Origin of the sequence: Alcaligenes aquatilis (assembly GCF_003076515.1) — a bacterium.
GTDB lineage: Bacteria > Pseudomonadota > Gammaproteobacteria > Burkholderiales > Burkholderiaceae_B > Alcaligenes > Alcaligenes aquatilis.
Genome location: NZ_CP022390.1, coordinates 395,008 through 417,783, shown reverse-complemented (window position 1 = coordinate 417,783; position 22,776 = coordinate 395,008). Strand labels below are relative to the sequence as shown.

Below are 22,776 nucleotides of genomic sequence, written 5' to 3'. Positions count from 1 at the left end.
GAATCCGGACAATAAAGATGGGACTATTTTGCCTGTCGCCCCTGCCACACAGTCCCCAAATCAAACTGTCTTTCGCCATCTTATTCAGGCTTTAAACGGGATGGATGCGCTTGAAAACCGAAATACCGCCTAAAGATACGCGCCAAGGTGCCGTAATTGGAGCGTTAAAGGTGCCAAGCCCTGCCTTACTTTCGCGGCCTGCCACCAAGCCCCTTCTGGAGTGATGTCATGATTAACTCTGTTTCATCTCAAACGACGGCCTTGGTGCCCCCGGTTTCTCCTGTAGAGCAAAACCCTGGCACCCCTATGCCTTCGGCGGCCACCACGGTGACCCCCATCAAGGAAAGCAGTACCGATACCCAGTTGCAGCAGCGCTGGCCCGATAAACAGGAACCCGTGCCTGGCATGGTCAACTCACTGGACGACACGCTGGACCAGATCAACGATTCCCTGCAGGCCTGGTCCACCGGGATTCGCTTCAATATGGATGACGAGGCGCAACGTCTGGTGGTCTCGATCGTGGACAACACGACCGGCGAGGTCCTGCGCACCGTACCGTCCGACGCCGTGATCCAGATTGCCAAAATGATCGTTCAACTGCAGGGCAACGCGGTCAGCGTGAAGGTTTAAAAACCAAACTGGCATCGAAACTTCCCATTGACATGGGCTTTGCGCGCGGCATATCCGCGACAAAATAGGACACTACAGGAGTATTTGATATGGCTATTTCTTCAATTGGCGTGGGCTCTGGCCTGAAGCTGGACGAGCTGCTGGAAAACTTGCGAACCACGGAAAAGAAGAGCCTTGCTGTCATCCAGAACCGCCAGATTGCCAATACCAACAAGATCTCGGCCTATGGCCAACTCAAAAGCAGTCTGGGTGAGCTGCAGTCGGCCACCAAAGCTCTTTCGGAAGACTCGTTTGGCGCGGTGAAAGTGACCGCCAACAGCGAAAACATCCAAATCACCGGCAAGGCCAACGCAGCACCCGGCCAGTACGTCATCAAAGTCGACAATCTGGCCACTCGCCAGACCCTGACGGCGGCCGCTCATGGTTCGCGCGACAGTGCAATTGGCGAGGGTGGAAAAATTACGGTTCGCCTGGCCAATGGCAAAGAACACACGCTGGACATGAAGGGCAAGGACACGTCCCTGCAAGGTGTGATGAACGCCATCAACGCCGATGCCGAACTGGGGATGAAAGCCACCATTATCAATACGGGCAACCCAAGCGAGCCATATCGTCTGCAACTGTCAGCCGAGGCGACCGGTGAAGCGGCCTCGATCAGCACCATTAACGTTGAGGGCAACGACGACTTGGCCGCCGTGCTCAACGTGGATGCCAGCGACCCGGCTGCCAGCGGCTTTGAGCAGACCAAGGCGACCAACGCCAAACTGACGGTGAACGGCATTGCCATCACCAGCCAGAGCAACACCTTGAAAAACACCATTGAAGGGCTGGAAATCACCCTGAACAAGGCGGGTGAGGATCCCATCAATGTAGAGGTTGCCAAAGACGACGGTGTAGCCCTTAATGCGGTGAAAGACTATGTGGCAGCGTACAACAAATTCAACAATGCCATTCGTTCCCTGACTGCCTATAACGTCGATCTGAAAAAAGGCGCTGCCTTGACGGGCGACTCCATGGCTCGTGAAGCGCAAAACGCCATGCGTGATGCCACGCTGGGCTTTGTCCCTGGCGAAGGCCAGATCCGCTCCATGGTTGGCCTGGGTATTACCGTCGACCCCAAAACGGGCGATTTGCAGCTGGATGAGAAAAAGCTGACTGAAGTCCTGAAAACCAATATGGCGGACGTCAAGAACATGTTCCTTGGCGAACAAGGTATTGCCGGTCGTGTCCATGCCGCTGCGGACGAGTTCATCAAAAAAGGCGGCCGCATTGACAATGTCCAGGAAGGCGCCGAAAAGGTCGGCAAAAGACTGCAGGATCAGTTTGATGCCGCCGACCAGCGCATTGAAAACAAGATCGAGGCCTATCGCAAACAGTTTGTCCAACTGGACGTCATGATCAACCGCATGCAAGGCACCAGTAACTACCTGAGCCAGCAGTTATCCATGCTGGGCAATATGAACAGCAACAAATAAACCCCTATGAGCTATCCTGCCCCTTCCCGTCGCTTTGGCCAACAATCGGTCCGCGCCTACGCTCAAGTAGGTCTGGAAACCGAGGTCCTGAGCGCAAGCCCCGAGCATCTGATTACCCTGCTCTTTAACGGTGCGCGCACCGCCATGCTGCAAGCACGCCTGCATATGGAACAGGGCAATATTGCCGGGCGGGGGCAGTCTTTATCGAAGGCTATTGATATTGTCGATAGCGGCCTGAAAATGGCGGTCGATACTGAAAAGGGCGGAGAACTGGCGCGCAATCTAGTTGCCACCTACGATCTGATCTTGCATAACCTGATGCTGGCCAATCTTCGCAATGACGCGGAAAAGCTGGCGCTGGCCGAGCGTTTACTGACCGATATTGCCGATGCCTGGCGCAGCAATGTTGATACCCAACGTGCCAAGCAACCAGCTTGACCCCGAGGTTCACAGGACAGACTCTATTTCTGACCTGCACCTCCAACCTCCTTTGCGCCTTTAGCGCCTGGTACGAACATGAGCGAGACCTCTAACCCGATCGTCGATCAATATCAAATTATCGCCAGCATCACCCGTCACATGCTGGAGCTTGCCCAAATGGCACGCTGGGAGGATGTGTTTGAGCAGTCCGAACACTATCAGCTCGCCGTAGAAAAGCTCAAGAACATGGAAGACCTGTCTATCACTGAGAAACAGGCACGCCGTCAGTTGCTGACCCAGATTCTGGAAGACGATGCCCAGATCCGCCATCTGGCCACCCCTGAACTGGGCCGCCTGGGTGCGTTGCTGGGCAATATGAAGCGCCAGCAGACCGTTTTGCAAGCGTATTACACGCCTAGCGTCCTTCCATGAGCGTAGGCGGCCCCTCCCCTTTGGGGACGCTGCTTATTCAACGGCTCGATGCCGTTTTGGGTATCAGCACCGGACAGCAAAGCAATATTGCCACGGGCGCCCGCCCAGATGCGATCAGCCAAACACCGGGCAGCCAACGCCCCGAGCGCGTTGAGAACCAAACCGCTCGCGATCAACGCCAAAGTGTCGATCAAGCCCGCGCCCACACACAGGGCCGCGACAGCCGGAATCTGCGTACTCAACAGGGTCAAACCTCGACAGATCCCAGCGTCAATGCGCGTGGCCCTAACACGGCCACCACCAGCTCGGCCCCCACAACTTTGGGGCGCACGGCCCAATTGATTTTGTCCTTGCTGGAGCGCTTCCCGGACCGTGCCCCAGCCATCCAGGGACGACACGCCTTATTACCCGGCCGCCCCGGCGTGCAAACAGACGGGAATGAATCCGCGCGCCCCGGCGCTGACTCCCAGGCAGGAGCACGTGCAGGCTCCACCCAGAACACCGCCAGTACCATCGCGACCCTGGACCAACAAAGACTGCCCTTGCCCGGCAGCGCCGCAACAGGTGGCGCCAACGCAAGCTCTGCCAGCGCAAGCACAGCAGGCACCAATGCCACTGGAACAGCGTCACCCACAGGCATGCCCGGCACCGGAACACCGGCCACAGGCGCCACAGCGCATAGCGCACTGCCCACCGGCAGCACCGCCGCACTGGCCCAGCATTTCACCCAAGCCTTGCCGCAAGCCCTGCAACAGAGCGGGCTGTTTTACGAGTCCCACCTAAGTGATCTGCACTTTGGACAACGCAACGTAGGACAACTGCAGCAAGAGCCACAAAACCTGCATCGTCCCGTGGCTGAAGCCAACACGGGCACAAACCACACGACTCAAGCCCAGACGAATACTCAGGACCCAGCCAATAGCCTGCTGGTGCGGCAGCAACTGGACACGCTGGCCCACCAGAATCTGCAATGGCAGGGTCAAGCCTGGCCGGATGCCGACATGAACTGGGCCGTGCAACGACACCAAGCCCAATCAGAGGAAGAAACTGAGCACTGGTCCAGCACCTTGCAACTGAATCTGCCCACCCTGGGGGCAATCACCTTGCGGCTCAATCTCCTAAATCAGCAATTGCTGGTTCATATCCAGGCCGATCAGTGTGCAGATTATCTGGGCGAAAACAGCCTGCCCTTGCGCGAGCGCTTGCAAGACCAGGGCCTGTTCCTGAGTCAACTGCAAATTGAAGCCGACCCGAACCTGCCGCAGGACGTACCCGATGAGCCATGATGTCCCGACCCCTCGCCCACAGGCGCTGGCCTTGCGCTACGACCCTCAGGACGGCGCACCACGGGTGGTGGCAAAAGGCTATGGCACGCTGGCCGAGAAAATCATCGAAACCGCGCGCGAGCACAATCTGTATGTACACGAGTCCCCCGAGCTGGTCGGCCTGCTGATGCAGGTGGATCTGGACCGCCACATTCCCCCTCAGCTCTATCAAGCCGTGGCCGAGTTGCTGGCCTGGCTCTACGCCCTGGAACAGGGCCATCCCCAGGCTACACAAGCCTTGCAGGCCTTGCACGACGCATCCAAACCTTGATGCCCTTGTTTATAAGGGCTGAAAAGCCCCTGTTTTTGGGCTTAGATACCCTGCTTAGCCTGGCCTTCTACCCGTTACATTAAGCACGGCAAGCTGCCCACACCTGTGCGCGTGGCCTATCCTGACTTTCTGGCAAGCGAATATGTCGATTTCCAATCTTTCCAGCATTGAAAACCTTTTGGCCCAGATGCGCGCAGTCGCGCAAGCGGCCGGGGCTTCCAGTTCTGTGTCCTCCTCGGCCAGCAGCGCCGCCCCCGGTGGCTTTGCCGCCGAGCTGGCACGCTCTTTGAACCGGGTGTCCCAGGCGCAAAATGAAGCCAGCGCCCAGGCCCAGGCCTTTGAAATGGGCGAGCCCGGCGTTTCTTTGAATGACGTGATGATAGACCTGCAAAAAGCCAGCGTCGGTTTTCAGGCCACCGTTCAGTTACGCAACCGCTTAGTGGCTGCCTACCAAGAAATTGCCAGTATGCCGGTATAAGTGCCTGATTCTTTCGTACCCGCCGCCCTTTCCTTAATGCTGCCTGAGCACGCCCTGATTTGAACTCCCCTGATTCCATGCAGAACCCTGCCTCTGCCTCACCAAGGTCATCCATGAGTCAGACCGCACAGTTGCTGAACAAACTCCCTGGCTACGACACGCTACGCACCCTACCCAAAGTGGTGCTGATCGGGCTGGGTGCCGCACTGATTGCTCTGATTGTCGCCCTCTTGCTGTGGAGCCGTGGGCCTGCTTACCAGGTTCTGTTCTCCAACCTGGACGACCGCGATGGCGGTGCGATTGTCTCGGCCCTGGGCCAGATGAACGTGCCTTACCAATTCAACAGCAACGGCACCGCCATTTTGGTGCCGCAGGATCGTGTGCACGATGTGCGTATGCAAATGGCCTCGCAAGGTCTGCCACGCAGCGGCAATGCCGGTTTCGAGCTGCTCGATCAAAGCCGTTTTGGCGCCAGCCAGTTCACCGAACAAGTGACGTATCAGCGGGCCCTGGAAGGCGAACTGGCTAACTCCATCAAGGCCGTGCATGCCGTCAAGGAAGCGCGTGTTCACCTGGCCATGCCACGTGAAACCTTGTTTGTGCGCGATCGTCAGTCTCCCACCGCCTCTGTCGTGCTGTCGCTGTACCCAGGCCGTGACCTGAGCGAGGGCCAGGTTTCCGCCATCAGTTGGCTGATCTCTTCCAGCGTACCCAATCTGCAGGCCGACAAGGTTTCCATCATTGACCAGAATGGCCGCTTGCTGACAGCGCCCACCGGTGAGATGGGCGCTGATAATCAGCAACGCAATTTTGTAAACGATATTGAATACCGCGCCGTCCAACGTATTCTGACCTTGCTGAACCCCCTGGTCGGTGCCGGCAACGTCCGTGCGCAAGTTACCGCCGAAGTGGACTTCTCGCGCCGCGAACACACCTCCGAGGTCTACAAGCCCAACCAGCTGCCCGGCCAGGCCGCAGTGCGTAGCCAGCAGACCAGTTCGTCCCTGCAGCGCAATCCGCAACAGCCTCAGGGCGTACCCGGCGCTTTGAGCAATCAGGCCCCCAATAATGCCGTCGCCAATCTGGTGAACCCGCCTGCCGCGCCCAATCAGCCCCAGGCTCCTGCGGCCGACCCGGCCAATGCGGCAACACAAACGGCCAATGCCGCGAACGCGACGGCTGCCGGTACAGACCCGTCGCTGGTATCCCTGGCCGAGCAAGCCCGCTTGCTGCAAAACACCGGCAATGCGCGTAACGACTCCACCGTGAACTACGAAGTGGATCGCACCATCAGCCACGTCAAAGGTCCCTTGGGCCAATTAAACCGCCTGTCGGTGGCCGTGGTGGTGAACTACCGTGATACGGACAAGGACAAGCAGCCGCTGGATCAGGCAGAACTGGACAAGATCAGCGATCTGGTCAAGCAAGCCGTTGGTTATTCGGCTGAACGAGGCGATAGCCTGAGCGTGGTGAACGGACAGTTCAACGAGCAAGGCGATATTGATACCCCCTTCTGGAAAAATCCGGAGTACCGCGAGCTCGCCATGGAACTGGTCAAATATCTAGTCTTTGCATTCATTTTGTTCATGGCGTGGCGCATCGTCATCAACCCCATCATCCAGGGCCTGATCCAGGCCAAGGCGGTCGCTGACGCGCGCGTCGAACGCCAGAAAGAGGAATCCGCTCGCGAGCAGGCCGCCGAACAACGTGCCGCTGAGATGAGCCGCTACGAAGAGAATCTGAACACCGCCCGCACGATGGCTCACGATGATCCACGCGCTGTGGCTATGGTGTTGCGCTCCTGGTTAAACAAAGATGAAAAAAATGAAAACGGCTAAACCGGACGATTCCATCGAACGCAGTGCGATTTTGATGATGTCCTTGGGGGAAGATGCCGCCGCCGAGGTGTTTCGCCACCTCTCGCCTCGTGAGGTACAGCAGCTCAGTACCGCCATGGCGTCCTTAAAGCAACTGACCCGTGCCGATATGGACGATGCTCTGGAGAGCTTTCGCCAGGAAGCCGACCAGTTCATGGCGGTGGCGCTGGACTCCAATGCCTACATCCGCTCCGTACTGAACAAGGCTCTGGGCTCGGACCGAGCCGCAGGTCTGATCGAGGACTTGCTGGAGAACGGCGAAGGCAGCAGCAGTGGTATTGATGCCCTGAACTGGCTGGATGCGTCCAGCGTGGCCGAGCTGATTGCCGACGAACACCCCCAAATTATTGCCACGATTCTGGTGCATCTGGAGCGTGATCGCGCTGCCGACATTCTGGGCTACATTCCGGATCGTTTGCGCGATGATGTGGTCCTGCGTATTGCCACGTTTGGTGGCGTACAGCCCACTGCCCTGAACGAGCTGACCGAAGTGCTGAACGGCATGCTGTCGGGTCAGGGCGCCAAACGCAGCAAGATGGGTGGCCCGCGCACAGCAGCGGAGATGCTGAACTACATGAACGCCAACCTGGAAGAGTCCGTGCTGACCAGCTTGCGCAGCATGGACGCGGACCTGACCCAGCGCATCGTGGACGAGATGTTCGTATTCGAGAACCTGGCCGATGTGGAAGACATTGCCATCCAGTTGTTGCTCAAGGAAATCGAAACCTCTGCATTGACCATTGCCCTGAAAGGTGCGCCCGAGGAGTTGCGCGACAAGTTCTTCCGCAATATGTCCAACCGTGCCGCCGAAATGCTGCGCGAAGACATCGACGCCCAAGGCCCGATCCGCATGTCCAAGGTGGAGCAAGAGCAAAAAGCCATTGTGCAGGTGGCCCGTCGTCTGGCCGAAGCCGGTCAGATTACGCTGGGTGGCCTAAGTGGGGACGAGTATGTCTAAGACGGCCCCGTTTGGGCAGTGCTTACCCGCCCAAACCCGTACGGTCCTGTGTCCAGGCACAAACCACCTGCGCGGGAGCCTGTAAATGTCCAGCCACCGTAAAGCCTCGGCCTATTCGGACCTTCAGGAAAGCTGGAGCCGCTGGCAAATGCAGGGGCTGGATGATCCTGTTGCCGCCCCGGAACCGGAAGAATCGGAATTCGTCCCGCCTACGCAGGAAGAACTGCAACGCGATCTGGAAAACCAGCGCAGTCAGGCCCAGGAAGAAGGTCATGCCCAAGGCTATCAGGCTGGCTTCAACCAGGGGCATGCCGCTGGTCTGGCAGCAGGCCAGGAAAGCGGTCACGCACAGGGCTATGAAGCGGGACTGGCGGCTGGCATGGCCAAGGCCCAGGAACAGATCGACCAGTACATCAAGGAATTTGTTGCTCTGAATAAGAACTGCGCCCAGTCCATCGAACTGATGGATCAGGAAATGGGCCAGTCCCTGATTGAGCTGGCCACGCGCATTGCCGAGCATGTGTTGCAAAGCACCATCAAGACCGAACCCAGCCGCATTCGCGATCTGGTGGCTGAGGTGCTGCGCAGCGATCCGGGCGATACCAGCGCCCTGGAGCTGACTTTGCACCCGGACGACATCAGCCTGGTGCGTGAATTTCTGATCGAGCAAGGCGAGCCCCGCGCCTGGCGTCTGCAAGAAGATCCCCAGCTACAACGCGGCGAATGCCGTGTGCGCTCCAGCTATGGCGATATTGACGCCACCTTTGCCACCCGCTGGAAACGAGCCCTGGCCAGCCTGGGCTTGCCCGTGGCCTCGGAGCCTTGAATGGCAACGCCCCTATTGGCCTCCTCCCCCGAACGCTGGCGCGCCCAGTTGCTGTCCGCACAGCAGCGGGTTCAGGCCATTGAGCCGAACCTGCGCAGTGGCCGCGTGGTCCGCGCCACGGGTCTGGTATTGGAAGCCACCGGTTTGAAGCTGGCAGTAGGGGCTGCCTGCAAAGTGGAGCTGTCGGCTGCGCAAAACATCTGGGCCGAAGCCGAAGTCGTGGGCTTTGAGGGCAGATCCCTCTATTTGATGCCCTTAAGTGAAATCTCCGGCCTGCCTCCCGGCGCCCGCGTAGTACCGGTTGAGGCGCAATTGCAGCCACCGGTGCCACTACCCGACTCCGATCAGCCCGACAGCCTGCCTGCTCAGGCGCGCTCCCGCCATGTCCCGGTTGGGCCCGGCTTGTTAGGCCGAGTCGTCGACGGCAGTGGCAATCCGCTGGACGGTCTGGGTCCGATCGACGCACAAGCCTGCGTCTCGCTCAGCCACACCACCCCCAATCCGCTCAAGCGCAGCCCCATCGACACCGTGCTGGACGTGGGCGTGCGTGCCATCAATGGTTTGCTGACGGTGGGCCGTGGTCAGCGCATGGGCCTGTTTGCCGGCTCCGGCGTCGGCAAGAGTGTGCTCCTGGGCATGATGGCCCGCTACACCCAGGCCGACATCATTGTCGTGGGCCTGATCGGCGAGCGGGGTCGCGAAGTTAAAGAGTTTATTGAACACAACCTGGGTGAAGAGGGTCTGCGGCGCTCGGTCGTGGTCGCAGCACCTGCTGACGTCTCACCCTTGCTGCGTTTGCAAGGGGCGGTATACGCCACCCGTCTGGCCGAGTTTTTCCGTGATGAAGGCAAAAACGTCTTGCTGATCATGGATTCGCTAACCCGTTATGCCATGGCCCAGCGTGAAATCGCGCTGGCCATTGGCGAGCCTCCCGCCACCAAGGGCTACCCTCCCTCTGTGTTTGCCAAGCTGCCTGCCCTGGTGGAGCGCGCCGGCAATGGCGAGCCCAATGCACAAGGTCGTTGCGGCTCGATCACCGCGTTCTACACCGTGCTGACCGAGGGTGATGACCAGCAAGACCCCATTGCCGATTCGGCCCGCGCGATTCTGGACGGCCACATTGTGCTGTCGCGCAGTCTGGCGGAAACCGGCCATTACCCAGCCATTGATATCGAAGCCTCCATCTCGCGGGTCATGCCCAGCATTGTGGATCCGGAGCAGATCAAGATGGTGCATCGCTTCAAGAGCCTGCTCTCCAGCTATCAGCGTAACCGCGACCTGATTGCCGTTGGCGCCTATACCCGTGGCAATGATCCCACCATTGATCAGGCCATTGACCGTTTCCCCTGGCTGCAAGCCTATCTGTGCCAGGGTATGCAACAACGTGTGGACGTGCCACGCGCCTTTGATGAATTGAACGCCGTTTTAAATAGCGAGCAATAGCCATGAAAGCCAATGCCTCTTTACAAACGCTGGTCGATCTCAGTCAGAACAATGTGGACGATGCGGCCCGCCATTTGCAAGAGCTGCGCACGGAGCGCGATGCCGCCCATTCGCAGCTGGACATGTTGCAAACCTATCGCCAGGACTACGCCCAGCGCTTGCTGAATGTGGGTCAAACCGGGGTAACCATGGCGAATTACCACAATTTCCGCCGCTTTATCGTGACATTGGACCAAGCCATTTCCCAGCAAAATAGTGTTATCCAAGCGCTGGAAGAGAAAATGGAGCAGGGACGCCAGCTCTGGTATGGCCACCTGCAACGCTTGAAGGCCTATGAAACCTTGATCGACCGCCGGCTCCAGACTCAACAAGTCCAGCAACAAAGAATGGAACAACGAAACAGCGATGAAATCGCTGCTCGTCTCTTTACCCGTAGCCAGACCGCCTATTAAACAAGCGCCGCCATGACTTCGCCCTCTCTTTCGGTTTTACCTGCGGCCCCTGCCGCACCCTCGGCCCCCGCCACTCACACGGCCGGGCCTGCGGCTGCGCATGCGCCCAAAGACGAAGGTTTTGCCCGGCACTTGCACACGCAACAGCAACAGGTGCAAAACAAAGGAGCTGGCAAAACACCGGCACCTGCCAAACAGGACAGCGCCAAAACCCAAGTTCCTACAGACAATCCCAAACTGGCAGACGCGGTAGCCGAACAAGCCGACACCAGCGAGCTGGACACCCTGATCAAGGACCCTGCCCTGCTGCTTGCCGATCAAAGCGATTTGAACCTGGACACCGAGGCTCAGGCCAATAGTGGCCTACCCGCCATGGCCTTGTCGATTCTGTCTCAAGTGCAGGCCATCAAAAATGGCAAGGCCGATCTCAACGCGGCACAAACCGATAGCAAGCTGCCTCTGAAAGGGGCTGATACACGCCAGATTCTGGCGACCGACTTGAATGACAACATCCGCCGACAGCCTCAGACGCTCCCCCTGAGCGCGGCTGAGGTGCGAACCGACGTTGACCTGAAGGCTGAACTGACTACGCCCAAAACCGTGGAAATCAGCAATCCAGTCGCTGCCATAGCTGCCCGCAAACCTGCCATCCATGCCACGCAAGTGCTCAATCACAAGCCGCTTAGCGCCGACATCTCCACCACGGCGGTCTGGTCCCAGACTCAGTTGATGGATGAAGCATCGGCCAGCCTGGCGGCCTTTGGTCGACAAATTGCTGAAGATGCACGTGCTGGCGTGAACCTGAACCTGCCGGCGCTAGATGCGTCCTTGCTGGCCCAACTGACCGCCACACCGGGCGCTACCCAGACCCACAGCCCAGCGACTTTGCCCAGTCCCATGACGCTGGCCGTTGCCACGCCGGTTCACTCCCCCGAATGGGGAGCCGCCATGGGCCGTCAAATGATCTCTTTGGCCCAACAGGCTCAGGGGGGCGTTCAAAGTGCTGATATTCGCCTGGATCCACCCGAACTGGGCCCCTTGCGCATTACCTTGCAGATGCAAGATGGCGTGGCCCACGCCATGATTACCTCGCCCCACGCCCAAGTCCGCCACACCCTGGAACAGTCCTTGCAACAACTGCAACAGCAGTTTGCAGACAGTGGCCTGAGCCTGGGACAGGCTGATGTAGGTGACCAGCACGCCTCGCACCAAGCTTTTCACGAGCAATTGGCGGCCAAGGGCAATCAGGGCGATCAACCCCGCTTCAGCCTGGACGGGATGGCTTTGCCTGACGAGACCGGCTCCTTGGTGAACAGCAGCACTACCCGCTCGCTCAATCCTGACGCGCTGGTTGATACCTTCGCCTGACTCACAGCCTCACAGACAGCCCGGCAAAAAGCATGATTAAGCTCGAAAAGCAGCGTCTATTCGCCGGGCCTGTCCTGTCTGACCTCCGGCACAATAGCTCAGGCATGCAGTCAGGCTCAGGCCAGACATGCGTTTGTCTGTTTGTCATACGCTAGAAAATTCAACGCTCACATCACATGGCCCGAAAAGCACCCACCAAACTTGCACGCCTGATGAAAACCGGTCTGCTGGTTCTGTTTATTATCGCCGCTAGCGTGGGCGCAACGCTGTACTACTCCCTGCAACAAAGCAGCACGCCTGCCTGGTTGGCCTGGGCAGAAAAAGGCCAGTCGGTTGAAGCCGCAACTGCGCCTGATGCCCCCCCGGAGGTCAAAGTCAACGTCAAGCCCATCTTTGCGCCCCTGGATCCCTTTACCGTCACCCTGAACGAGAATGGTCGCTCGCGCATCCTGTACGTAGGCATCACCTTGCGTGTTCAGGACGATGGCTCGCGTGCCATGCTGGTGGAGTACATGCCGATGGTGCGTGACCGCGTACTCAAGATTCTGGCTGAACAGCGCCCCACCTACATCCAGACTTCCGAAGGGCGTCAAGCCTTGGTTGCACAGCTTAGCGCCGGCCTGAAAGAGCCCTACGCGCTCAATACCGCTGTACCGACCATCAATGATGTCCTGTTCACCGCCTTTGTCATCCAATAAATGTCGTATCAGAGCTTCCTATCCCAAGACGAAGTCGATGCACTGCTGGCCGGTGTTACCGGCGAAGGCGCTGACACCAAGCCCTTAAATGAAAACCTGACTGGCGTACGGGCCTATGACCTGACTTCGCCAGACCGGGTAGTGCGTCACCGCATGCAGACCCTGGAGCTGATCAACGAGCGTTTTGCCCGTCGCTTGCGCTCGACCATGCTCAGCTTCATGCGCCGCAACGCGGACATTACCGTCGGCTCCATTCGTATTCAGAAGTACTCGGACTTCGAGCGCAACCTGCCCGTGCCCAGCAATCTGAACATGGTGTCCTTAAAGCCCTTGCGCGGCGTGTCGCTGTTTACCTTCGACCCGAACCTGGTCTTTTTGATTATCGACAGCCTGTTTGGTGGCCATGGCCGCTACAACACCCGTGTCGAGGGCCGCGACTTCACCACCACCGAGCAGCGCATCATCCAGCGTTTACTGACCCTGACCCTGGAGAGCTACTGTGGTGCCTGGGAGTCCATCTACCCGCTGGAAGCGGAGTACATGCGCTCAGAGATGCACACCAAGTTTGCCAGCATCAGCAGCAGCAACGACATCGTGGTGGTGACCTCGTTCAATATTGAATTTGGTGCCCAAGGCGGCAATCTGAACATCTGCCTGCCCTACTCCATGATCGAGCCGGTGCGCGACCTTCTGACGCGCCCCTTGCAAGACAAAGGCACCAACGACATTGACCAGCGCTGGACTCACCAGCTCTCGCGCCAGGTGCGCAGCGCCGAGGTCGAACTGATTGCCAACTTCGTCAACATAGACATGACCATTGCCGAACTGACTCAGCTCAAGGTCAATGATGTGTTGCCGATTGAAATCCCCACCCTTATTGAAGCCCACGTGGATGGTGTACCGATTCTGGAATGCCAGTATGGCACCTCCGGCGGCCGCTACTCCTTGCGGGTAGAAAACATCTTGGCCACCCACGACAGCGATTTGACTAAAGGTAAGTCCCTATGAGCGACCCTCACAACCCTAACGACCGGTCTGCGCCCGAGGACGACTGGGCAGCCGCGATGGCTGAGCAACAGGCTGGCAGCCAAAGCAGCACCCAAGCCCAAGGATTGGAACAGCCCCTGCAGGATGACTGGGCCTCGGCCCTGGCCGAGCAAAGCGCCGCCGCTCCTGTGCACGACGAGCCCAGCCCAGCCAGCAATCTGTTCCCGCCCATAGAGCACGCCCAGACCAATGCCACCACCGATATCGACATGATCATGGACATTCCAGTCCAGTTGTCGGTGGAACTGGGCCGCACACGTCTGACCATCAAGAACATTCTGCAACTGGGCCAGGGCTCGGTGGTGGAACTGGACGGCCTGGCCGGTGAGCCGCTGGATATTTACGTGAACGGCTACCTGATTGCTCAAGGCGAAGTGGTCGTGGTGGACGATAAATACGGTATTCGCGTCACCGACATCGTGACCCCATCGGACCGTATCCAGCGCCTGAACGGCCGCCGCTAGAGCATGGAACAAGCCCAGCTCGTCAGAATCATGCTTAGCCTGCTGCTGGTTGTAGGCCTGATTCTGGCAGCCGCCTGGGTTGCCCGTCGTGGCGGGCTGCTGAAAAACAAGAACCAGCAACGTATCAAGATTCTGGACAATCAACGCCTGGGGCCACGCAGCAGTGTGGCCTTGGTGCAGATCGATGGCCAGGAAATTCTGATTGGCATCACCCCTCAACAGATCAGCCTGCTGCACACCGCGAACCCTGCTGGCTCCGAACCAAACTTCCAGGCCCATCTGGACCAGCACCGTGCGCCCCGCTGACCGCCTCATGACCGCACACCTTTCTCCCGCCCAGCGCACTGGCCTGATCGTGCTTCTGGCCTTGATTGGCCTGTTCCTGCCGTCCCAGACCTGGGCACAGGCTATTCCGGCCATTACCAGCACAGCCGGCCCGAACGGTTCGCAGACCTGGTCACTCAGCATCCAGACACTGGCTATGCTGACCATGATGTCCTTTCTGCCAGCCGCCTTGCTGATGATGACCGGTTTTACCCGCGTCATCATTGTGCTGGGGCTGCTGCGAAATGCGATGGGTACGGGTACAGCACCACCTAACACCGTGCTGGTGGGCCTGGCCCTGTTTCTGACCTTCTTTGTCATGTCGCCGGTGTTTGATCAGGTCTATCAAGACGCCTACAAACCTTTGTCGGAAAACAAGATCAGCTTTGAGACCGCGCTGGAGCAAGGCGCACAGCCCCTGAAAACATTCATGCTGCATCAGACCCGCGAGGCGGACTTGAAGCTGTTTGGCGATATGGCAGGCGTGGCTGAGCTGCAGACGCCGGAAGACGTGCCCTTGCGCGTGCTGGTGCCCGCTTTTGTGACCAGCGAGCTGAAAACTGCCTTCCAGATCGGCTTTACGATTTTCATTCCCTTTCTGATCATTGACCTGGTCATTGCCAGCGTCCTGATGTCCCTGGGGATGATGATGGTCCCGCCGGTGACCATCTCGCTGCCCTTTAAGCTCATGCTGTTTGTGCTGGCCGATGGCTGGCATCTGCTGCTTGGCTCCCTGGCCCGCAGCTTCTACCAATAAAGGACTGCCATGACTCCCGAGACCGTCATGTCCATGACCTATACCGCCCTGAAACTGGCCCTGTCCATGGCCGGCCCCATGTTGATTGTGGTGCTGGTGGTCGGTTTGGGCATCAGTATTTTTCAAGCGGCTACCCAGATCAACGAGATGACACTGTCCTTCATCCCCAAGCTGCTGGCGATGGGTATTACCGTTGTGCTGCTGGGCCCTTGGCTGATCAACAATATGGTCGACTACATGCAGGGCCTCTTGCGAGGCATTCCTGGACTGGTCAACTAAGACCGGCCACCGCGACAAGGAGCCCTTTGTGAGTACACCACCGTGTGACTGGCCAAGCGCAGGGCCTTGTTCACTCAACAGGCCCTAGGTTTGCTGCCGTGCTCGACCTGAATTCTGCCCAGCTCTATGCCTGGCTTAATGCCTTTTTGTGGCCCTTCATCCGTATTCTGGCCACCCTGGCCACCGTTCCCTTTTTCAGCGAATCTGCGATCCCCAAGCGGGCCAAAGTGGGTCTGGGTTTTGTCCTGACCCTGATTATCGCGCCCTCCCTGCCGCCCCTGCCTGACCTGCCCACCGCCTCTTACGAGGCTTTGCTGATTGCAGCTCAACAAGTCTTCATCGGGATTGCGCTAGGGTTGACCATGCGTATCGTGTTTGCGGCGGTGCAAACGGCAGGCGAGTTTATCGGTCTGCAAATGGGTTTGTCTTTTGCCTCATTTTTTGACCCGGCTACCGGCGCCAATACCGCCGTGCTGTCACGTTTGCTGAACGTGATTGCCGTGCTGACCTTTCTGGCCCTGAACGGTCACCTGCTCTTGCTCGGTGTTCTGGTTCGCACCTTCCATGTGCTGCCTATCGGAGCCGACCTGCACATCAATGGCTGGGGTGCCTTGCTGGATTGGAGCAGTGAGCTCTGGGTCTCAGGCATGTTGCTGGCCCTGCCGCTGATTATTGTGCTGCTGACGATTAACCTGGCCTTCGGAATCTTGAACCGGACCGCCCAGCAACTGACCATTTTTGCCGTTGGTTTCCCAATTACGCTGACGGTCGGTCTGACGTTGCTCGTGGTCGTGATCCCGCAAACCACCCCATTCCTGGCCCAACTGTTCAATTCCGGCTACGAAGCCATGATGCGAGTTGCCTTCGGGCTGGCCGGCCCTTAAAACGCGTGGGCCTGCCGTTGCTTGTGTGACTGCATCAGGCGCCGGGCCTGCCCGATGGTCACCACGCCTTTTTGCCGGGCACGCCCAATCAAGAGCTGCATCAACTGCGCACTGACCAAGGCATCACCCAAGGCATCATGGCGGTCACTGACGGGCAAGCCACAATATCTCAGACAATCGTCCAGACCCAGGCGGCGGCCACGCCACTCAGGCAGTACACAAGCAGCCAGCTCGGCCAGGTCCAGAATCAAAGGCCGGGCTTGCTCCAGACCTGCCTGCGGCCAGGCACGATCCAGAAATGCCAGATCAAAGTCGGCGTCCCAGGCCACCCACACCGTGTTCTCTGAATAACGCGCAAAGTCACGCATGAGCTGTGGCAGTGGCTCGCCTTGCTCCTGTCGCTGTGGGCTGATCTCATGAATCAGCAGGCTTTCCGGGCTGCGCTCACCATGAGTCCGAACCAGACCGGACCAGACATTACCCAAGGCAATGGAACCGCTTTCCAACCGTACCGCACCGATCTGCACAATATGGTGACGCTTGGGATCCAAACCGCTGGTCTCCAGATCCAGCACGGTAAAAGCGGCGTTATCCAACGCCTGCTCGTCTATTGCGCTCCAGGACAAGGAGAGGCTGCGTGCAGCAAACGAGGGTTTGCGCCAAGGTAGCCAGGAGAGCCATTTCATAAGCGATACCGGAAAGCCAGAATACGTTGGGCACGACGCACTTGGGACAAGGCCTCACGCAAGACACGCGCATCCAATGCGCCCAAAGTACTCAAGCGCACCAGATTGTCAGGTTCCTGCCCCTCCTGCAACTGGGTCTGATGATGCTGCAAGCGCAACAATTGCAGATAACGGTAGGCCTCACGCAGGCCTTCTGACTCCTCGGCCGTAAAAACACCACGCTGGGTCAGCACGGCCAGCCTGTCCATGGAGGAGGGCAATTCGCAACCATGTGCCAGAGCCAGCACACGCAGCACATCCACCATCGGTGCCAAAGCCTGTTTCTTGATATCCAACTTGTCATCGCCCTGCCCCATCAAGGCTTCCAGGCGACTACGTTTTTTACCGCTGGGAATACGGGTCTGACAGGTACTTTGGGCCAGCATGCGCTGGAACACAGGATTATCATTCACCATACCCAGAACCCGACGCTGCATGCGCTGCAACACGCTGCTTTGGCCCCAGATGGCACGGCAATCAAAATAAATCGTGGACTCCAGCAACTGCTCGGGGGCAGGCCGTTCGATCATGATCTGAAAGCGATGCAACCACTCGGCCTCAGACAGGCACAGCTCAGGATTGCTGGCCATGATATTGCCAGTACACCAGACCATCCCGCAGCGATCCAGGGCTTCATTGACCCGACGCGCAAAAGGCAAGAGCAAGGCTCGATAGGCCTTAGCCTGTTCGGGGGAGTTGGCGACAAACACAATCCCGTTGTCCTGATCCGTGTGACGGGTTTGCTCACCACGGGCCTGGCTACCAAAAGCCAGCCAGCAAAACTCGATCTCATCCAAGCCGGAGCCGGGCAAGGTCAATTCAATCGTGCGCTGAACCGTGTGGTCATTCAGGCGCGTAATGACAGCCGTCAATTGCTCGGATCGTGCACCGTGAGCCAGCATGGCATCGACCAGCCGCCCAATATCCGACTGCAAGCGCACCAGCACCGACACGTCCTGTGCACAGCGCAAGGCACGCGACAAATGCACCAGATCCACGCGTTGCAAAGAAAACACATCACGCTCGGACACCATGCCCACGACCTTGTGGTCTTGAACCAGGCAAATATGGCCGATTTGGTGCTCCACCATCAGCAAGGCCGCATCAAAGGCCGAAGACTGTGGCACCAGCCAGACCGGATCCGGTGTCATGACTTGCGACATGGCCTGGGTCGGGTCGTACTGGCCGCCCGCCACCAAGCGACGCAAATCTCGCAAGGTAAAGATGCCCAGCAAATGCTGGTCGGGATTAACGACCACTATGCTGCTGACCTGACGCTCATGCATGTCTTTAACGGCCTGCTCTACCGGACAGTCTGGCAAGCAACTGAGCAAACCGCGTTCTGTCATCGCCTGCAGACTCATGTCCAAGGTATAGCTGGCACCCAAATCCGCACTGGCACTTTGCTGGGCACTGCGCCAGACCGAAGCCAGCAAGCTGCTGGTACCTCGCAGGCAGTAATCCCGAAATGGTTCGCTCGTACTGAGCAGATGGGCAACGGCTTCACCGGACACGCACAAGGTAAAGCAGTCTTCCTGCACCTGGTAAGCACTACCCAGGGCCTGTCCCGAGACCAGCTCACGCACGGGCAGAAGATCTCCTTCCACATAGTCGTGCGTCTCGCCATGCTCCTGGCAGCTAATTTGCCCTTGGCGAACAATGTAAAGCTGATCAACCCGCGCGCCTTCTTCCAGCAGCACCTGTCCGGCTGAAAAGAACCGTAGCTCGCTATGTTCGATCAGGTAATCGCCATGCTGGGCCTGCATCTGATCAAAAGGCGGGTAAGCAATCAACCAGGCCAAGATGCCGGGCGCCTTTTGGCGCACCGCCGTCTTGGCCACGGATTCACCGGGAATCGCGAAGGACATGGGGCGTCTCTGCTGGCTATAGACAAAGAATTATTGTGCCATGCAGCATGGCCTTCACAAGCCCTGTTTTTCTAGGGGATTTCAACTATAGGCATAGGCCTGTTTTTTCCCCGCAAAACGCTTAACGCAAACGATCGTAGTCGCGCTCGCTCATGTCGATCACGTCGCCTTCCTGCACCTTGAACTGGGATACGGCCTCGGCCAGGGTCTCGGATTGCGACTGCAAGGAGCCTGCCGCGGCCGCCGCCTCTTCCACTAGTGATGCATTTTGCTGCACCACAGCATCCATCTGAGCCACTGCCGTATTGATCTGTTCGATACCGGCAGTTTGCTCTTGGGAAGCGGAAGAAATCTCGCTCATCAAGGTGGTCACGCTGTTCACCGCACGCACCACTTCTTGAATAATGTCGCCCGCACTGGCCACTTGCTGTGTACCCGTCTGCACTTCGTTTTGCGAGGCTTCAATCAAACCCTTGATTTCCTTGGCCGCTTGCGCACTACGCTGGGCCAGACTGCGTACTTCACCGGCCACCACCGCAAAACCCTTGCCTTGCTCACCAGCGCGAGCTGCTTCCACGGCCGCGTTCAGGGCCAGAATATTCGTTTGGAAGGCAATGCCATCGATCACATTCACGATGTCAGCCACCTGACCAGAACGGGCAGAAATCTGATTCATGGTGTTGACCACCGCGCCAACCGACTCCCCTCCCTGGCGAGCCACCTTGGCAGCGTTATGAGCCAATTGGTCTGCCTGACCTGCATTGTCCGCGTTCTGACGCACTGTGCTGGCCAACTCTTCCAGACTGGCTGCGGTTTCCTGCAAGGCGGCAGCCTGTTGCTCGGTACGGGAGCTCAGGTCCGTATTGCCTGCAAAAATCTGCGAAGAACCCGACGCAATTTCGTCCACACCTTGGCGCACGGTCAGCACAATGCTTTGCAAACTTTGTTGCATGCGACGCATGGAGTCATACAAAACCCCCACCTCATTGGCCGAGCGGTAGGTAATTTTTTTGGTCAGATCACCATTGGCAATATAGTCAAAGTGCATGCCGGCTTCACGCAAGGGCTTCAAAGCGGCACGACCCAGTATCAGACGCATTGCCACAATAATGGCGAGCCCCAGCAACAAGGCCACCGCAATGACGATGTTGGCCACACGGGTTTGCAGCTCGGTCTGCTCCAGCAGCACATCCGTCTGGTCGTTGTAGAACTTGCTCAGCTCCTCAATGCGAAACTGGAAGGTGGCAGCACGCAAAACACCAAAACCCTCACTGACAAAGTAGAACGTACTGTAGTCACGGGTTTCCAGGGCCTGGACCATGGGTTCAATCCCGTCGTCCAGATAGGCCTGGTAGGACGCAACCAGCCCCATAGCCAAGCGGCGCAACTCAGGCTCGGTAGGCATATTGGCGCGAATATCGGCAAAGGCCTTACGCACTTCATCCAGCTTCTGATTGGCCATGATCACCAGATTGTCTGCGCTTTGCAGCATATTGGCGTCATTATCAATGCCCGCTTCCTGATAAAAGCGCGCCGCACTCATCAGGCTGACGCGGGCTTCCATCATATTGTTGTTCAGTTGCAGAATCTGCATGGCACGCTGATCCTGGCGATTGATCGTGCGCAAGGCATCACCGCTTTGCTGCAGAAAATAGGCGGCCAGCCCCCCTACCGCGACAATCAGAACCAGGAAAAAAGCCATGCAAATCATCAGCATGGTGCTGATTTTCAGCCCCGAAGCCGACTTCAGGCTGGGGCGAAACGATTTGGAGGAACGACGTTTAGAAGCGCGGGACGCGGACGGAAGACTGCTTTCAATACCCAGCATTTGCTAAATCCAAAGAAAACTCTAGTGGCTGACCGGCAAGATGGTGATCATGTCCGTGCCAGGGTGTTCAATCGTGACCGAGCCGGTGGCGGCGCTGCGCGCCTGCTCGCGGTACACGGAAGGAATGTGACTGCGCTTGACCACTTGCTGGAAACGCCCCTGGGCATCAAACTGAAGCCACAGTTCCTGTCGAAAATAGACCGCATCCGTTGCCAGGGTTGTGCCCTGGAACCAAACGGCCATTTCACTGCCATCGAGCTGTCGGTAAACCTGATGAGGGCGGCCTTGCAAGGACAGCTCGGCATCGGCACGCGTACTCTGGCCCAGAATCAGATCATTCAAGCCCGAAGCCTTGAAAGAGGAACCCTGGGTAGCGCACGCTGCCAGGGTGAACAAACACAAACCTATCAGCGCCTTACGTCCCCGCCCGACCCAGAGGCTTAGTCGGGAGAAAGACATTAAAACTCCTCCCAATCATCATCGGAAGATGCGCTGTTTTGTTTGCCGCTCAAATCGGGGCGCAGCAGGCGCTGGCTATCGTCCTGAGCGGTTGCCGAAGCTTTGGCGGGCGCTGCCGCCTTGACCGGCGCGGACAAGCCTTTAGTTGCCGTACCGGCCGGTTTGCCGGCTGGCGTACTGCCTTTCAAGGAGGGGCTGCGGCGCTGTTCGGAGTCAGAGCTGGAGACACTGGCACTGCGGCGATTGGCAACACGACGAGCGCTGACATCAATGACCTCCGTACCCGGAGAGCGAAAGAACCCGATGGCCTGGTTAACCTTGGTCACCTGCTCGCTCAGGCCAGACGATGCCAGGGCTGCCTGCTCCACCAGACGGGCGTTGTACTGTGTCGTTTCGTCCATTTGCGACACGGCACGGTTCACCTGATCAATCCCGGAAGATTGCTCAATCGTGGCGGCGGTGATCTCGCCCATAATGTCGGTCACACGACGCACGGAATCCACAATTTCCTGCATGGTGGCGCCAGCACGTTCCACTTGCGAGGAACCTTCCGTTACTTTACGCACCGAGTCTTCGATCAAAGCGGTAATTTCACGCGCGGCCTGGGCACTGCGCTGCGCCAAGGCTCGCACCTCTGCCGCCACCACCGCAAAACCCTTGCCCTGCTCACCTGCTCGCGCGGCTTCCACCGCAGCGTTCAAAGCCAGAATATTGGTCTGGAAGGCAATACTGTCGATCACGCCCACAATGTCGGAAATCTTGTTGGAGCTGGCCGAAATGCCTTGCATGGTTGCAACCACTTCATTGACAGCACTGCCACCACGATGGGCGACATCCGAGGCCGTCGCAGCCAGTTGGTTGGCTTGTTGAGCGTTATCCGCATTCTGACGGACGGTACCAGCCAACTGTTCCATGCTGGCTGCGGTCTGCTGCAAGGAGGCGGCCTGCTCTTCAGTACGGCTGCTGATATTGGTATTGCCCTGGGCAATTTCCTGAGCACCGGCGTGGATCTCTTCCAGGCCCAGACGCACTGTGGTGGTCGTCTTGACCAAGGACTCCTGCATGCGGCCCAGCGACTCGAACAAATCACCAATTTCATTGGCGGTCAGCACACGGATACGCTGGGTCAGATCACCTTTGGCAATCGCATCAAAGTAGCTGGCAAAATCGCCCAAAGGACGCACCACACGGCGAAAGAAGTAACTGATAGCAGCCAGGCCCAACAGCACGGCCAGCACCAGCACAATGGTCAGAACGATATTGAACGTGCTTTGCTGCTCTTGCAAGGTACGCAATACCTTGTCGCCCGAGCCCAAGGCCAACAGACCATGAAAGTAATACAGGGCCCAGCCTGCCATGGCTACTGTCAATGCCATCAAAGCAGCAATACAAAAGGTCATACCGACCTTTAGACTCAAATTCTTAAAAAGCATAGAAGATTCCCGCATGTGGTGCTTGACTGCCGGTTAAGGAAAAACCACCCAAAAA

General features: G+C 58.1%; 25 protein-coding genes. 20 read left to right on the top strand and 5 right to left on the bottom strand.

Going from position 1 to position 22,776, the window contains the following annotated elements; all coding sequences use genetic code 11:
• Window positions 1-228: 228 nt before the first annotated feature.
• The 20 genes from CA948_RS01915 (at window position 229) to fliR (ending at window position 16,408) form a co-directional block, all read left to right on the top strand.
• Window positions 229-630, top strand: a complete 402-nt coding sequence (locus CA948_RS01915; RefSeq protein WP_230018696.1) for a flagellar protein FlaG — start codon at window positions 229-231, stop codon at window positions 628-630.
• A gap of 89 nt (window positions 631-719) precedes the next feature.
• The gene (gene fliD / locus CA948_RS01910; RefSeq protein WP_108727153.1) at window positions 720-2,105 is read left to right on the top strand and encodes a flagellar filament capping protein FliD; all 1,386 of its coding nucleotides are present in this window, start codon (window positions 720-722) and stop codon (window positions 2,103-2,105) included.
• A gap of 6 nt (window positions 2,106-2,111) precedes the next feature.
• A complete protein-coding gene (gene fliS, locus CA948_RS01905) occupies window positions 2,112-2,543 on the top strand; it encodes a flagellar export chaperone FliS (protein ID WP_094196137.1) in 432 nt (143 codons plus the stop codon).
• Between the two features lie 78 nt (window positions 2,544-2,621).
• On the top strand, window positions 2,622-2,957 hold the full coding sequence (locus tag CA948_RS01900) for a flagellar protein FliT (RefSeq protein ID WP_108727152.1): 336 nt from the start codon (window positions 2,622-2,624) through the stop codon (window positions 2,955-2,957).
• Window positions 2,954-4,243: a flagellar hook-length control protein FliK gene (locus CA948_RS01895; protein ID WP_108727151.1), complete on the top strand. Its 1,290-nt coding sequence runs from the start codon at window positions 2,954-2,956 to the stop codon at window positions 4,241-4,243. The genes CA948_RS01900 and CA948_RS01895 overlap by 4 nt, the downstream gene beginning before the upstream one ends.
• Entirely contained in the window at window positions 4,233-4,553 is a 321-nt protein-coding gene (locus CA948_RS01890) for an EscU/YscU/HrcU family type III secretion system export apparatus switch protein (RefSeq protein WP_108727150.1), read from the top strand. The genes CA948_RS01895 and CA948_RS01890 overlap by 11 nt, the downstream gene beginning before the upstream one ends.
• A 142-nt stretch (window positions 4,554-4,695) precedes the next feature.
• Window positions 4,696-5,031, top strand: a complete 336-nt coding sequence (fliE, locus tag CA948_RS01885; RefSeq protein WP_094196133.1) for a flagellar hook-basal body complex protein FliE — start codon at window positions 4,696-4,698, stop codon at window positions 5,029-5,031.
• Between the two features lie 113 nt (window positions 5,032-5,144).
• Window positions 5,145-6,869: a flagellar basal-body MS-ring/collar protein FliF gene (fliF, locus tag CA948_RS01880; RefSeq protein WP_094196132.1), complete on the top strand. Its 1,725-nt coding sequence runs from the start codon at window positions 5,145-5,147 to the stop codon at window positions 6,867-6,869.
• Complete coding sequence (gene fliG / locus CA948_RS01875) at window positions 6,856-7,866, top strand: flagellar motor switch protein FliG (protein ID WP_094196131.1); 1,011 nt, start codon at window positions 6,856-6,858, stop codon at window positions 7,864-7,866. Before fliF ends, fliG begins: the two co-directional genes overlap by 14 nt.
• Before the next feature lie 85 nt (window positions 7,867-7,951).
• On the top strand, window positions 7,952-8,692 hold the full coding sequence (fliH, locus tag CA948_RS01870) for a flagellar assembly protein FliH (protein WP_108727149.1): 741 nt from the start codon (window positions 7,952-7,954) through the stop codon (window positions 8,690-8,692).
• Window positions 8,693-10,135, top strand: coding sequence for a flagellar protein export ATPase FliI (gene fliI, locus CA948_RS01865; protein ID WP_108727148.1), 1,443 nt, complete (start codon window positions 8,693-8,695; stop codon window positions 10,133-10,135).
• A gap of 2 nt (window positions 10,136-10,137) precedes the next feature.
• Complete coding sequence (gene fliJ, locus CA948_RS01860) at window positions 10,138-10,587, top strand: flagellar export protein FliJ (protein WP_108727147.1); 450 nt, start codon at window positions 10,138-10,140, stop codon at window positions 10,585-10,587.
• A 12-nt stretch (window positions 10,588-10,599) separates the two neighbouring features.
• Window positions 10,600-11,955, top strand: coding sequence for a flagellar hook-length control protein FliK (locus CA948_RS01855; RefSeq protein ID WP_203226736.1), 1,356 nt, complete (start codon window positions 10,600-10,602; stop codon window positions 11,953-11,955).
• Between the two features lie 176 nt (window positions 11,956-12,131).
• The gene (locus CA948_RS01850; RefSeq protein ID WP_094196127.1) at window positions 12,132-12,653 is read left to right on the top strand and encodes a flagellar basal body-associated FliL family protein; all 522 of its coding nucleotides are present in this window, start codon (window positions 12,132-12,134) and stop codon (window positions 12,651-12,653) included.
• Window positions 12,654-13,661 carry a flagellar motor switch protein FliM gene (gene fliM / locus CA948_RS01845; RefSeq protein ID WP_094196126.1) on the top strand — a complete coding sequence of 336 codons (1,008 nt, stop codon included), beginning with the start codon at window positions 12,654-12,656 and terminating at the stop codon, window positions 13,659-13,661. It begins immediately after the preceding gene.
• Window positions 13,658-14,164 (top strand): flagellar motor switch protein FliN, encoded by a 507-nt coding sequence (fliN, locus tag CA948_RS01840; RefSeq protein ID WP_094196125.1) that lies wholly within the window; start codon window positions 13,658-13,660, stop codon window positions 14,162-14,164. The genes fliM and fliN overlap by 4 nt, the downstream gene beginning before the upstream one ends.
• A 30-nt stretch (window positions 14,165-14,194) precedes the next feature.
• Window positions 14,195-14,470 carry a flagellar biosynthetic protein FliO gene (gene fliO, locus CA948_RS01835; RefSeq protein ID WP_094196124.1) on the top strand — a complete coding sequence of 92 codons (276 nt, stop codon included), beginning with the start codon at window positions 14,195-14,197 and terminating at the stop codon, window positions 14,468-14,470.
• A gap of 7 nt (window positions 14,471-14,477) precedes the next feature.
• A complete protein-coding gene (gene fliP, locus CA948_RS01830; RefSeq protein ID WP_107685427.1) occupies window positions 14,478-15,245 on the top strand; it encodes a flagellar type III secretion system pore protein FliP in 768 nt (255 codons plus the stop codon).
• A gap of 9 nt (window positions 15,246-15,254) precedes the next feature.
• The gene (gene fliQ / locus CA948_RS01825; protein WP_003804652.1) at window positions 15,255-15,524 is read left to right on the top strand and encodes a flagellar biosynthesis protein FliQ; all 270 of its coding nucleotides are present in this window, start codon (window positions 15,255-15,257) and stop codon (window positions 15,522-15,524) included.
• Window positions 15,525-15,622: 98 nt separating this feature from the next.
• Window positions 15,623-16,408 carry a flagellar biosynthetic protein FliR gene (gene fliR / locus CA948_RS01820; protein WP_094196122.1) on the top strand — a complete coding sequence of 262 codons (786 nt, stop codon included), beginning with the start codon at window positions 15,623-15,625 and terminating at the stop codon, window positions 16,406-16,408.
• Here the strand turns inward: fliR and CA948_RS01815 are convergent.
• The 5 genes from CA948_RS01815 to CA948_RS01795 all read right to left on the bottom strand — a co-directional run bounded on the left by CA948_RS01815 (window position 16,405) and on the right by CA948_RS01795 (window position 22,664).
• Window positions 16,405-17,094, bottom strand: coding sequence for a 3'-5' exonuclease (locus tag CA948_RS01815; protein ID WP_108727146.1), 690 nt, complete (start codon window positions 17,092-17,094; stop codon window positions 16,405-16,407). The genes fliR and CA948_RS01815 overlap by 4 nt on opposite strands.
• Window positions 17,091-19,001 carry a DUF294 nucleotidyltransferase-like domain-containing protein gene (locus tag CA948_RS01810; protein ID WP_094196120.1) on the bottom strand — a complete coding sequence of 637 codons (1,911 nt, stop codon included), beginning with the start codon at window positions 18,999-19,001 and terminating at the stop codon, window positions 17,091-17,093. The genes CA948_RS01815 and CA948_RS01810 overlap by 4 nt, the downstream gene beginning before the upstream one ends.
• Before the next feature lie 121 nt (window positions 19,002-19,122).
• A complete protein-coding gene (locus CA948_RS01805; RefSeq protein ID WP_094196119.1) occupies window positions 19,123-20,829 on the bottom strand; it encodes a methyl-accepting chemotaxis protein in 1,707 nt (568 codons plus the stop codon).
• Between the two features lie 21 nt (window positions 20,830-20,850).
• Window positions 20,851-21,288 (bottom strand): hypothetical protein, encoded by a 438-nt coding sequence (locus tag CA948_RS01800; RefSeq protein WP_094196118.1) that lies wholly within the window; start codon window positions 21,286-21,288, stop codon window positions 20,851-20,853.
• Window positions 21,288-22,664, bottom strand: a complete 1,377-nt coding sequence (locus CA948_RS01795; RefSeq protein WP_319802199.1) for a methyl-accepting chemotaxis protein — start codon at window positions 22,662-22,664, stop codon at window positions 21,288-21,290. The genes CA948_RS01800 and CA948_RS01795 overlap by 1 nt, the downstream gene beginning before the upstream one ends.
• Between the last annotated feature and the right edge of the window lie 112 nt (window positions 22,665-22,776).

Bases quoted from the DNA above. Each gene is read 5' to 3' on its own strand.
- CA948_RS01915 (WP_230018696.1), top strand. From the start codon at position 229: ATGATTAACTCTGTTTCATCTCAAACGACGGCCTTGGTGCCCCCGGTT.
- fliD (WP_108727153.1), top strand. From the start codon at position 720: ATGGCTATTTCTTCAATTGGCGTGGGCTCTGGCCTGAAGCTGGACGAG.
- fliS (WP_094196137.1), top strand. From the start codon at position 2,112: ATGAGCTATCCTGCCCCTTCCCGTCGCTTTGGCCAACAATCGGTCCGC.
- CA948_RS01900 (WP_108727152.1), top strand. From the start codon at position 2,622: ATGAGCGAGACCTCTAACCCGATCGTCGATCAATATCAAATTATCGCC.
- CA948_RS01895 (WP_108727151.1), top strand. From the start codon at position 2,954: ATGAGCGTAGGCGGCCCCTCCCCTTTGGGGACGCTGCTTATTCAACGG.
- CA948_RS01890 (WP_108727150.1), top strand. From the start codon at position 4,233: ATGAGCCATGATGTCCCGACCCCTCGCCCACAGGCGCTGGCCTTGCGC.
- fliE (WP_094196133.1), top strand. From the start codon at position 4,696: ATGTCGATTTCCAATCTTTCCAGCATTGAAAACCTTTTGGCCCAGATG.
- fliF (WP_094196132.1), top strand. From the start codon at position 5,145: ATGAGTCAGACCGCACAGTTGCTGAACAAACTCCCTGGCTACGACACG.
- fliG (WP_094196131.1), top strand. From the start codon at position 6,856: ATGAAAACGGCTAAACCGGACGATTCCATCGAACGCAGTGCGATTTTG.
- fliH (WP_108727149.1), top strand. From the start codon at position 7,952: ATGTCCAGCCACCGTAAAGCCTCGGCCTATTCGGACCTTCAGGAAAGC.
- fliI (WP_108727148.1), top strand. From the start codon at position 8,693: ATGGCAACGCCCCTATTGGCCTCCTCCCCCGAACGCTGGCGCGCCCAG.
- fliJ (WP_108727147.1), top strand. From the start codon at position 10,138: ATGAAAGCCAATGCCTCTTTACAAACGCTGGTCGATCTCAGTCAGAAC.
- CA948_RS01855 (WP_203226736.1), top strand. From the start codon at position 10,600: ATGACTTCGCCCTCTCTTTCGGTTTTACCTGCGGCCCCTGCCGCACCC.
- CA948_RS01850 (WP_094196127.1), top strand. From the start codon at position 12,132: ATGGCCCGAAAAGCACCCACCAAACTTGCACGCCTGATGAAAACCGGT.
- fliM (WP_094196126.1), top strand. From the start codon at position 12,654: ATGTCGTATCAGAGCTTCCTATCCCAAGACGAAGTCGATGCACTGCTG.
- fliN (WP_094196125.1), top strand. From the start codon at position 13,658: ATGAGCGACCCTCACAACCCTAACGACCGGTCTGCGCCCGAGGACGAC.
- fliO (WP_094196124.1), top strand. From the start codon at position 14,195: ATGCTTAGCCTGCTGCTGGTTGTAGGCCTGATTCTGGCAGCCGCCTGG.
- fliP (WP_107685427.1), top strand. From the start codon at position 14,478: ATGACCGCACACCTTTCTCCCGCCCAGCGCACTGGCCTGATCGTGCTT.
- fliQ (WP_003804652.1), top strand. From the start codon at position 15,255: ATGACTCCCGAGACCGTCATGTCCATGACCTATACCGCCCTGAAACTG.
- CA948_RS01815 (WP_108727146.1), bottom strand. From the start codon at position 17,094: ATGAAATGGCTCTCCTGGCTACCTTGGCGCAAACCCTCGTTTGCTGCA.
- CA948_RS01810 (WP_094196120.1), bottom strand. From the start codon at position 19,001: ATGTCCTTCGCGATTCCCGGTGAATCCGTGGCCAAGACGGCGGTGCGC.
- CA948_RS01805 (WP_094196119.1), bottom strand. From the start codon at position 20,829: ATGCTGGGTATTGAAAGCAGTCTTCCGTCCGCGTCCCGCGCTTCTAAA.
- CA948_RS01800 (WP_094196118.1), bottom strand. From the start codon at position 21,288: ATGTCTTTCTCCCGACTAAGCCTCTGGGTCGGGCGGGGACGTAAGGCG.
- CA948_RS01795 (WP_319802199.1), bottom strand. From the start codon at position 22,664: ATGGCATTGACAGTAGCCATGGCAGGCTGGGCCCTGTATTACTTTCAT.